9 protein-coding genes and 1 pseudogene are annotated in these 11,678 nt (G+C 33.9%); 6 read left to right on the forward strand and 4 right to left on the reverse strand.

From position 1 onward, the window contains the following. Positions 1-455: 455 nt before the first annotated feature. The 4 genes from BM350_RS14880 to BM350_RS14895 all read left to right on the forward strand — a co-directional run bounded on the left by BM350_RS14880 (position 456) and on the right by BM350_RS14895 (position 5,086). Entirely contained in the window at positions 456-647 is a 192-nt protein-coding gene (locus tag BM350_RS14880; RefSeq protein ID WP_090911370.1) for a hypothetical protein, read from the forward strand. A 134-nt stretch (positions 648-781) separates the two neighbouring features. Then, complete coding sequence (locus tag BM350_RS14885) at positions 782-1,486, forward strand: ABC transporter ATP-binding protein (protein WP_090911368.1); 705 nt, start codon at positions 782-784, stop codon at positions 1,484-1,486. A 2-nt stretch (positions 1,487-1,488) separates the two neighbouring features. Further along, entirely contained in the window at positions 1,489-3,813 is a 2,325-nt protein-coding gene (locus BM350_RS14890; protein WP_090911366.1) for an ABC transporter permease, read from the forward strand. An 841-nt stretch (positions 3,814-4,654) separates the two neighbouring features. Next, entirely contained in the window at positions 4,655-5,086 is a 432-nt protein-coding gene (locus BM350_RS14895) for an SMI1/KNR4 family protein (RefSeq protein WP_090911364.1), read from the forward strand. A 221-nt stretch (positions 5,087-5,307) separates the two neighbouring features. On the opposite strand, the gene BM350_RS14900 is transcribed toward BM350_RS14895, so the two are convergent. Both BM350_RS14900 and BM350_RS14905 read right to left on the reverse strand, forming a co-directional pair. After that, positions 5,308-6,195, reverse strand: coding sequence for an SDR family oxidoreductase (locus tag BM350_RS14900; protein ID WP_090911362.1), 888 nt, complete (start codon positions 6,193-6,195; stop codon positions 5,308-5,310). A 290-nt stretch (positions 6,196-6,485) separates the two neighbouring features. After that, a pseudogene (locus tag BM350_RS14905) lies at positions 6,486-6,743 on the reverse strand (alpha/beta fold hydrolase); the annotation flags it as partial. A gap of 204 nt (positions 6,744-6,947) precedes the next feature. On the opposite strand from BM350_RS14905, the gene BM350_RS14910 reads away from it, so the two are divergent. Then, positions 6,948-7,970 (forward strand): VPS10 domain-containing protein, encoded by a 1,023-nt coding sequence (locus BM350_RS14910; RefSeq protein ID WP_348272204.1) that lies wholly within the window; start codon positions 6,948-6,950, stop codon positions 7,968-7,970. 502 nt (positions 7,971-8,472) lie between these two features. Here BM350_RS14910 and ycaC read toward each other — a convergent pair. Beyond that, on the reverse strand, positions 8,473-9,108 hold the full coding sequence (gene ycaC, locus BM350_RS14915; protein ID WP_090911358.1) for an isochorismate family cysteine hydrolase YcaC: 636 nt from the start codon (positions 9,106-9,108) through the stop codon (positions 8,473-8,475). A gap of 192 nt (positions 9,109-9,300) precedes the next feature. Next, entirely contained in the window at positions 9,301-9,861 is a 561-nt protein-coding gene (locus BM350_RS14920) for an NADPH-dependent FMN reductase (RefSeq protein ID WP_090911357.1), read from the reverse strand. Positions 9,862-10,457: 596 nt separating this feature from the next. Here BM350_RS14920 and BM350_RS14925 point away from each other — a divergent pair. Then, positions 10,458-11,630 carry a phytase gene (locus BM350_RS14925; RefSeq protein ID WP_090911355.1) on the forward strand — a complete coding sequence of 391 codons (1,173 nt, stop codon included), beginning with the start codon at positions 10,458-10,460 and terminating at the stop codon, positions 11,628-11,630. The last annotated feature ends 48 nt before the right edge of the window (positions 11,631-11,678 follow it).

Here is an 11,678-nt window from a genome sequence, read left to right on the forward strand (position 1 = left end):
CCAAAATAGACCAAAGAATTCAATTCTATTTTTCACACAAGGAGAAACAATAAGATGATAACCATCATATTTGTATCATATTATATTAACTGTAAACTATTAACATTAAAACCAGAATAATAACAATATCCAGATTGAGAAAATTAATACAAAATGAAAACGTTTGTTACTTTGCCCCTGGTTACAGCAATGCTGGTACTGAGCCTATTTGTAACATAGTTCATAACTTAAGGAAATTTTAAATCATGAGATCATTAAGCTGGGTAAAGAAATAATGAAGAATGGAACTATTGTCAACAGAACAGTTGATAGGACTACAGCTTATCAGTTACCTTGATGAAGGAGGTAACATTACTCATTTCCATCCAGTATTTCCAGAATAGTTACTTAGTATAGAAAAAGGTAATTTTTACTCCGTAAGTGCTCCTACAAGTGATGCAGGTGGTAAAGCAACAATGATATCAGAGATCGTGATTGAAAAAGTATATCTTGCACAATGGGCAACAGATTTACGTAAATCAATTGATGGACTAGCGGCTATTGTAAAAGGGGTTTGGATAATTTTGTCGAATGGATTTATCTATGAAAACAACATTCTCACATTCAAAGTTAGGCGCATGCCAGACGTAAACTTGATGAAGCCTTGAAGGCTTTACTGTCTAGATGCAGAATACCGAAAAAAATGAAGCAAACAAATAATAACTCTAAAATATATGGAAAAAGTTATTTGTTTTGGAATTGTTTTACGTTTACAAAAATACTATACGAGGAGATGTAATACGTGAAAAAGTTAATCGAATTCAAAAAAGTAACGAAAGAATACAAAATAGGAGAAGTGTCAATCAAGGCCCTTGATGGTGTTGATTTTTCCATATTTGAGGGAGAATTCGTCGTTATCTTGGGTGCAAGCGGTGCCGGTAAAAGTACGATTTTGAATATACTTGGCGGAATGGATACGGCTACCTCAGGTCAAGTGTTTGTTGGTGATCAAGAAATAACAAGATTCAGCGAAAAAAAGTTAACAGAATATCGTGGTGAGAAAGTTGGCTTTGTATTTCAATTCTATAACTTAATTCCCAATTTAAACGCTCTAGAAAATGTTGAGTTTGCCACTGAAGTATGTAAAAACCATCTGGATGCTAAAGATATTTTACATAAAGTCGGATTAAAGAATCGTATCAAGAACTTCCCTTCCCAACTCTCTGGGGGAGAACAACAAAGAGTTGCTATAGCTAGAGCTGTTGCAAAAAATCCTTTACTTTTACTTTGTGATGAACCAACCGGAGCATTGGATTATGTTACAGGTAAGTCCGTATTAAAACTTCTTCAAGATTTGAACAAGGAAACGAAAAAATGTGTCGTTTTGGTCACACATAATTCTGCAATTGCTCCTATGGCTGATAAAATTATTAAGGTTAAAAGCGGAATGATAGAAGGCGTTACGATTAATGATGAAAAACAAAGTGTTGAAGGGATTGAGTGGTAAACATGAAATTATTTTTAAAATTATTAAGGGATATTAAACAATCTATAGGGCAATTTATAACCTTAGTTTTGGTTATCGCAGTAGGTTCTTTTTTCTATGCGGGTCTAGTAACTTATAGCAATAATTTGAGTGCGTATACTAAGGCTTACTTTAAAGAACATAATTTAAGTGACTTAAATGTGTATTACAGTCAACTTTCCAAATATGATGTAGCTAGTTTAAGCGGAATTGAAGGCATAAATAAAATAGAAGGACGTTATACCTTTGATGCCAAGCAAGCCTTTGAAAATTACAAAACTTCCTTAAAAATTCATTCGATCCCTGTAAAGAATGGAATAAATACACCTACTATGATTGAGGGGAGTATCCCGTCAAAGAAAGATGAAATCTTATTAGATTCTCGTTATGCAAAAGAACATCATTATCGTGTCGGTGATCAAATCAGTATAAGTACGAATGAAAGAAATTTTGAGTTTACAATTAGCGGATTGGGTGAGAATGTTGAATATACAAAAAAGAACGAAATACAAGATCATAAAACCTATGGAGTAGCTTATATTGCTGAAGAGACAATACCTGAAATTGTAGACGGCTTTTACTATAATGAAATCATTATTGATGCTAAAGAAGGGTACGACATTGACAAATTAGGTAAATCAATTGAAATACAATCCAAACAACTAACTTATTTGGATCAAGTAAGTAAAGAACGGACTTTCAATTATTCTAAAATAAGTCAAACGATATATAATAATGATTTAATGAGTAAAGTTATACCTTTAGTTCTTTTTTTGATTGAAGCCACTATATTATTTCTTACAATGTCGAGAATTATAGATTCTCAAAGAAATCAAGTAGGAATTATGAAGGCTTTAGGTATAAAAAACAGAAATATCATGCTTCATTATATGGGGTATCCTGTGCTGGTAGCCATAATAGGCTCAATTATAGGATGTGTTATTGCTGCTGTCGTATTTGTTCCATTAATAACTGAGTCTAGTGCAAGGGCCTACTCTCTTCCTAACATTAAATACCCACTTTCTCTTTATTCCATCATTCCTCCCATTATTTTCTCTAGTGCTTTCGGACTCCTATCATGTTATTTAAGTGGTAGAACCATATTAAAAGAACGTGCGGCTCAGGCTATGCGTCCTAAACCGCCAAAGAAGATGAAAAAGCTATTTATAGAAAGAGTTCCGGGTCTATGGAGTCGTATTTCCTACAGCTATAAACTTATTTTGAGAAATATATTTTTAAATAAACAAAAAGCTTTGGCGAGCTCAATTGGTGTTGTTGTAAGCACTGTTTTATTGATAACTGCTTTCGGCACTCAAGCAGCCTTGCTAAAAGTAGCTAACCAAATTGAAGATGTTTATACCTATGATTTAAGAGTCGATTATACGATGGGGACATCTTCTGATACGATAAAACTACCCTCCGGTATTAAAAATAGTTATTTTTTATCCACTTTTCCTGTTGAATTCATAAAAGATGATGAAAAAGAAAATGCCACTTTAGTTATTACTGAAAAAGAAAACAATCTCATACATTTCTTTGACGAACATAACAATAAGATATCTTTAGAAAATAATGGTGTGCTGGTACCAAAATCTTATGCTGACAAATATCATATTTCAGAAGGGTATATAATCAAAATAAAGTTCACAGCACCAGAGCTTAAAAATAAATCTGTAGATATGAAGGTTTTAAATATATCTACACAGTATTCGAATCCGTCGTTTTATAGCACACCAGCTTATTTAAAGAACTTTGGCATAGACTACATCCCAAACTCACTTTTAGTTGAAGCTAATAACTCTACAGATCTTACAAACGTTCGTAACTTCTTTGAACAAGATCATCATGTAAATACAATTGCAGATAAGAATGATCTAAAGAAATCAGCTCAATATATTTTGAAACAAAACAGTTTTGTATTCATCCTGTTTATCACTTGTGCCGTCATACTCTCCTTTGGCGCCATATATACGATATCTTCCATAAACATTTATGAAAGGAATCGTGAGCTTGCAACACTTAAGGTATTAGGCTATCAAAAAAATAAAATAAACAGATTAATATTTTTTGAAAACATTATACTAACCACATTTGCGGTAATTGTAGCTTTACCGATAAGTGGCTATGTTTATACAATTGTTGTAAAGGCTCTGTCTAGTACCCATCAACAAATACCAGATAAATTAAATATTTTTATCATGTTAGTTTCTATTATTCTTGCGTTCTTACTTACCATTGTATCTAATTTACTACTTAAGAGAAAAGTTACCAAAATAAATATGATCGAATCATTAAAAAGTATAGAATAAACCCCTTAAGGAAATGGACAAAAATGGGCGGTTTCACCCTAGCGCGAAAATAACCCGCTCCGAAATGATGACCATAATTGTCAAATGGAAAAATCTTAGTAACACGTTGTAATCAGCTCGTTTCTCTGCTGCGGTTGAGCATTGAGCAGAAGGAAGAAGCACAACTGTGAGCGAGAAGAAATACATGAAAGGATATGCGGATAGAGCGTTCTGTTCGAATCAGCCGCTGACGCGAGTAAAAGCTGTAATTCTATTCAACTGATTGAGAGGCACAGGCCTAATTGCAGGAACGCTGCAGCAAATTCTGTTTACACATCTAGATGGGGTAGCACCACACATCCATCAACTTAAGCTTTTAGGCTATTTTTAAAGTTAAAAGCACGTTACTATTCTCTTATATTAATAAGAGGGAGTGACGTGCTTTTTATGAATACTAACAAAATGACCGAGCATGGAAAACAGCTAAGTATGGCAAATGACATGAGCTTATGAATAGCTGTAAAAGAAACCGTAAGCATCATGTAGATTTTAGCCGGTTACAAGAGGATAATAGGAAATGAAATACAAGGCACCTTAATTGATGAAATTGCAAATAGGGTTGTTGATACACAAAATCAAGACAAGGTTCCAGCAAGAAGAAAATGGGTCCTGAAGAATTAGCTCCAATAGAGAAAAAGGGATATGGGGATATGTGGTTAAATTATTATTACGATGAAAAATAAATGATGAGATCAAGGAGCTTAAGGTTTCACTTACGGTGCTAAAAGGGAATAGTGGTTCAGGTAAGTGAGATCGCGAGGCTAGTAAGATAATTGAAGCAAAAGGGGGAATTTGATTTTTAATGAATGTATTAGCTAATATGAGTAGCATGTATAGGATTGATGCTAGTAGAGCTCCATCTACAGAAGAAGAAATGAAAGCACTTCAAGAATTTTCAACAATAGATATACCTATGGAATATATAGATATAATCCGTTTAGGTTCAGACATAGAAATTAATATAGGTAATGAAATGTATATTCGTATTTGGGGAGCTTCGGGTTGTGTAGAATTGAATGAAGCTTATTTTATTCAAAAGTATATTCCGAACTCTCTTGCAATTGGTGATGATGAAGGTGGTAGAACGTTAATATATTTTAATGGGAAAAATGAGTTTGGATTATATATAGTTGACTTTAATGATTTAGATGTTGACGAGACTGTATTTGTAGCACCATCAATTAATGATTTATTGACTAAGAATGTAGGAGTAGAGAAGATATTACATTATTAAGGAGATATGTAAGCTATAAAGAATGATGAAAGATCTTAATGTCAAGCAGAAGAGTTGGAATAATTACAGTTCGAAAGCGTAGTCTCATTGAAAAGGGAGACCCTCTTTGGTAAACTACACAGAAGTGTGCCACGTAAGGTGAAATTTCCCTTTGAGGTATTTAAGAGGGTGGAGGGTTTGTTCAATTAGGAAACGGCTTTTATCATCCTTTTTTTGTGTCTTTAACTGCTTGTTCTCATCCCTCCATTGACATGGATTATTTGACCAGTGACATAACTCGAATCATCACTGGCTAAGTACACATACGCTGGGGCAAGTTCATATGGCTGACCGGCTCGCTTCATTGGTGTCCCATACCCAAAACTCATCATTTGTTCAGCAGGAAAACTGGAAGGTATGATTGGTGTCCAAATTGGCCCTGGCGAAACACCATTTACACGAATTCCATCATTAATTAAGTCGAGGGCTAATGAGCGGGTAAATGTAATAATGGCTCCCTTTGATGTAGCGTAATCAAGATTTCCCTGCTGTCCTTCATATGCGGATGCTGATCCCGTATTTATAATCGAACCCCCTTGTTTTAAATAAGGTAAAGCGGCCTTCGTTAAATAAAAAAAAGAAAAAACATTGGATTGAAAAATTCGTAGAAGTTGCTCACCGGTAATTTCCGTTATTCGTTCTTTCGGGAAAGATTCCGCACAGTTATTTACAATAATATCTACTTTACCAAACGCATATAAAGTTTGCTGGACCACTTGATGGCTTGTTTTTTCTTGACCTAAATCTCCAGCAATGACAAGGCAACGTTGTCCTAGTTGCTCAACACGCTGTTTCGTTTCTAATGCATCCATATGCTCATTTAAATATGCAATAACAATATTTGCCCCTTCCTTAGCAAATGCATATGCAACTGCTCTTCCAATCCCACTATCTCCACCTGAAATAATTGCTACTTTTCCCTGCAATTTGCCTGCTGCTTTATAGGTGCTGCTTTCTGAAATAGGTCTTGGTACCATTAAGTATTCAAACCCTGGATGAAATGGCTGATGTTGAGGAGGGAATTGAACAGGTATCTTTTCTGTTCTTATTACGTATTGTTGTTGTTTCATTTTTCTTCTCCTCTCAAGGTCTTCTCTGTTAACTTATGCCTAGAAGGGGAGTTTAGTTCATCCCTCTTAATTTAATCATTTAGTGATGCGTACAGCCTAATACCTGTTAAAAGTGAAGGATAAATAGACAACTTCGATTTTAGCTTATAAAGAATCAAAAAAGTAAAATCAATAAATAATAAAAATAACGTTATCAGAGGGGGCACCTTGCATTGCTATCGAGTTAAGATTTTAATACCCCAGAGCGAAAATTTTGTGCATTTTGCTTGGGGTAATTCGTTCTTTTTATCTTAGGTATTGCTTGTTTTCCAAAAGTTATTTGTGACTCCTATCGCAGCTGTTAAAAGTATTTTATTGACTCTTTCTGGATATGTAGTTGTATAAAGTAAAGCAAGCATCGAACGCCATGATTCACCAAATAAGTTCATTTTCTCAAACCCTAATTGTATTCGTAGTGCTTCTAGGTTTTCTACTTCATTTTTCATGGAGTATTGATTATTTTCTGATAGGTCCGATTTCCCACAGCCTCTTTGATCATAAAAGACTAGCTTAAACGTTCGTTTTTGTTACAAAACAAATCGCTTTGCTCCTAAGTGCAGTTACGCTAGTATCGGGCCTGGTACTGTTGACACATGCGCTATCTATCCCACTAGCTGAAAAAAAGAGAGCACCAAAGTAAAATAGGTGCGATGGCATGTCACCAATCCTCACATATTATTTGTTTTTGCATAATATTAACATGAGGTGATATAGTGAATAATATTAATTTTAATTCTATTCAAATGAAAACGAATCAATTTGGATGGGCTGGTGTTCAATATTCTTCTAATAATAGACAAGCTATTTTATATACCAAAAACTCAGGAGCGAATTGGACTGTTGTGAATCCTCTTAACACAATTGTTTTATCTATATGCGTAGTAGATAGCAACAGTTCTTGGGTTTACGGATTAACAAACACAAATGATCAACTAATTCCAACTGTGTTTTATACAACTGATAAAGGGAATACATGGTATGAAATTAAAGTGCCAGTTATTAATGATTGGGAAAAAACTGCGAACGTTAAAGTTACCTTACATGCTGTAGATGCAAATAACATATGGATTATTCTATCTAGACAATCTGGCATCAATACGTTTGAGAATAATCTCTACTACACTAAAAATAGAGGTCAAGGTTGGATGATAAAGAAAGATTTAACCATTGTTGATTTTATTACAGGTCTAACATTTATTGATTCTTTAAATGGTTTTATATCTATTCAAAAATCTTATAAAAATCCAACTGTATATAAGACTCAAGATGGAGGAAAAACTTGGATTCCCATAGACAACATTCTATATCCTCCAAATACCAACCAAGGGTTTGTTATTTCTTATAAACCGATTTATAAAGGCGATATATTAATTATCCCTACTAAAATTTTTAATAATACAAGCATATTCTATTTGAATATCTCATACGATCAAGGAAAAACTTGGACAATTTCAAATAAAATATTAGATACAGGAAAAACAGCTGTTTCATTTTTTAATTCAGAGTTTGGTTGGGTTATTGATAGTCAAACAGGAACAACATATGGAATAAAAAATAAAGGGTTAGATTGGACAGGCCTATCTAATAGCCCTATTTTAAAAGACATATTTTGTCTACATTTTTTTGATCCACAAAATGGTTGGGCATGTAATCATACAGGAATTTTTAAAACAACAAATGGTGGAACTTTATGGACCGCTGTTCCTTATACAATAGACGGTACTAACTTGTTATAATTAATCTTCTAATGTATAAGCAAATTCCTTTTTAAATTTTAAAGCTAAATAGCTATCAACGGTAAGCGGAATGAAGTAAGCATTAAGAGAATGAGTCAATGGATGACCCGTTCCCCTGAAAGGTAGTTTTGTTGTTTATATAATTGTTATTGGTAATCAGTAAATAGTCTAATCATTTTCCAGACAATATGAATATCTTAGTAGTGGAAAAGACAATTAAGAGGTCTCGCCACACATCTATCAACTTAAGAAATTAATTGTTTCTTAAAACGAAAAAATGAGCAGAATTCTCATGAATAGCTGTAAAAAGGTAAAATTTCATTATGGGGGATGTATCAAAATATTAGCTTGATGGGTATACGGCAGGACCCCTATTTTTTTGAAACAGAACAAATTTATATAATGAGGAAATCTCCACCATACTATATATATAAGTATGGTGGAGATTTGATTTTAAAGTGTTTTCCAGAAATCGGGTCTGATAAATTTATATTAAGTTATTTTACTTGCTAAGCTCTCTTTGAGCTCCCCTATAGCTTCCGATGATATTTTGATAACTAGGAAGATATTTAGCAAGTAAGGCTCCAAAGCCTTCAACGTCATTTCGCCAGTCACGCTGTAATTCTGCTGCAACGCTAAACCAGTTCATTAATTGGACCCCTCCATGAGCCATACGCATAAGGGCAGCATCTGCAACTTGTTTACTAAAAGTTCCTGATGCATCGGTTACAACGAACACCTCATACCCCGCGTTTACAGCAGATAGTGCTGGGAATGCAACACAAACATCAGTAACAACTCCTGCGATAATTAGTTGTTTTTTACCTGTTGCTTCAATGGCTTTAACAAATTCTTCATTGTCCCATGCGTTAATTTGTCCAGACCGAGCTATTTTTGGTGCACCAGGAAAGAGCTCAAGCAATTCTTGCATTAGTGGTCCGTTAGGTCCGTCTTCAAAGCTTGTTGTTAAAATAACTGGTAAGTCAAAAAACTTAGCGGTATTAGCAAGAGCCAAAACATTGTTCTTGAATTCATCAACACCATAGTCACGCACTAGGCCGGAAATAAGACCAGTTTGATGATCCACTAGAAGAACGGCGGCATCATTTTTGGAAAGACGAGAATAGAGATCAGACATTTTATAATCCTCCTTTAATTCATGTAATAGAAGAAAGTTCATATAGCGGGAGATTTACGTTAAACTCCTTTATTCGTTACAATTCGTTTATGATTAAATGGATTGTTGACATTGGTTTATCTATAAAGTGTCAATAGTATTTTTAACAATAAAAAATCATCATAAAAAAGTACTTAATGCGGTATTCTTTAGTTAATCTAGAACAGGAGTATGATCGATCCAATGAATAAATTGTTGTAAATAACGCTGAAGATATTGTTTTGTTTTTTCGTCAGTAAGCACTTTTTGATCGGAGTCAATCTTTTCATGTACTTGCGAAATCAGTACTTTTTGAAATGGAAGAACATGAGCTTGCATGGCTTCTAGTATTTGTCTGATTTGCATCTGAGCAAAGACAGTCCCTAATCCCCCAGGAGTTGATCCGATTAAGCCAACCGGTTTTCCACTAAGAACGGAGGACTCCCGAGGTCTTGATGCCCAGTCCAGTGCATTTTTTAGTGCGCCTGGAATTCCAGAATTGTACTCTGGACTTACGATAATGATACCGTCAACGCCCTGAATAGCGGATTTAAAAGATGTTATTGTTTCTAGAGCACCGCCAATTTCTAAATCTTCGTTAAACAAGGGAAGATCGTTTATTTCGATCCAGCGAAATTGAGCGGCATTACTCATATCTGTCAATGATTGGGCAATGATTCGATTATAAGAATTTTCTCGTAAACTTCCACAAATAAGGCCAATGGTTTTGGGCATACAGATTTCCTCCTTGTTTGCACTCACCTTTCAAAATACTATGTCCTATTTCATCACTCCTATAATAGAATACGTACAAGTCCATTGTACAATTAATTTCCTTTTATTAGTAAGTGATGAATTTATTTCTCAACAAAGATAATTAATATGTATAGATTTTTAATGATGTTTGGAACTTAAATCAAAAAAACTGAATATTTCGAGTCTTTTATAAGGAAAAGTCCATAAAAAAGTAATAAAATAATAACCGGTTAGAATGTGTTCAAATTTTGTCTAAACGTACAATCTTCTTTTTTGATAAGATGACCCCACATCACCATCAAGCTAAGTTGAAAATTCTTTGTAGATTGAGGCACTTCACTTTATCATTTTCAAAAACAGTTAGACTTTTTATGGATAGTGCAACTTTATTTCTGATAGATAATTTTAACAATACACGTAACATTCTGCTTACGATAGAACCTGTAATTTTTCTCCAAAAATTTACAATAAATACATAAATAATTAAAGATTAGTAGATAAGATAATACAAGAAAAGTGTATCTGTTCTAGTTAACAGGATGAAGAAAATTATTTTTTTCAAGGGGGAACTACAAATGTTAAAGGAAATATCAACAGTTGCTTTAATGACGAGTGTATTATTTTCAACAGTAAATTCTACACCAGATTTGGTGGGAAAATTTCTAAATCCAAGTGTACAAGAGAAACAAAAACATTCAAAACTTGTAAAAGTGGAAGCAAAAGAGGAAACAGATGCAGTTGCTAGTGCGGGTGATGCAGCTGATGATCCAGCAATTTGGGTTCATCCTCATGATTCTGAAAAAAGTAAAATTATTGGAACGAATAAGGAGGAGGGGATATCTGTCTACAATTTAAAAGGAAAACAACTATATTCATATAACTTTGGGAAACTAAATAATGTTGATGTACGATATGGATTTCCCATTGGAGGTAAAAAAATTGATATTGCGGCAGCTTCAAATCGTTCTACAAATACAATCGATATTTTTGCGATAAACCCTAAAACAGGAGAATTAGAAAATATTACGGGATCGCCCATTCAATCTAGCATGAAAGAAGTATATGGGTTTAGTCTCTATCATAGTCAAAAAACGGGTATTTTTTATGCATTAGTTGTAGGGAAGGATGGAACTTTTGAACAATATGAGTTATTTGACAATGGAAAAGGAAAAATAGAAGGAAAGAAAGTACGTGAATTAAAGCTAAGTTCTCAATCAGAAGGAATTGTAGTAGATGATGAGTATGGAACAATATATATCGGTGAAGAAGATGTGGCAATTTGGAAATTCAATGCGGAACCAGACGGAGGAAACCAACCGATTGCAAAAGTAGATAGTGCTGATGGAAACCATTTAACAGCAGATATTGAGGGTTTGACGATATATTATGGGAAAAATGGGACAGGATATTTAATTGCTTCTAGTCAGGGGAATAATACTTATGTAGTGTATGACCGTAAAGGCAACAATGAGTATATTGGTAATTTTGCTATTGTTGATGGTAAAAATACTGATGGAACGAGTGATACAGACGGTATTGATGTAATGGGTTTTGGATTAGGAGAAAAATATTCAAACGGCATTTTTCTAGCACAGGATGGAGAGAATATAGATCACAGGAAAATAGTAAATCAGAATTTTAAAATGGTAGATTGGAAAAGGATTGCAAAAGGATTCGACTCAAGATTACAGATAGAAAATAATGTAGATCCTCGCAAACTAAAATTTAGAGAAATATTTAGCAAATAGTTAAGGTAAATAAAAGATCATTTTATGGTATATTGAAATAATCTTTTA

The organism is Bacillus sp. 103mf (assembly GCF_900116295.1).
GTDB classification, from domain to species: Bacteria; Bacillota; Bacilli; order Bacillales; family Bacillaceae_G; genus Bacillus_A; species Bacillus_A bruguierae.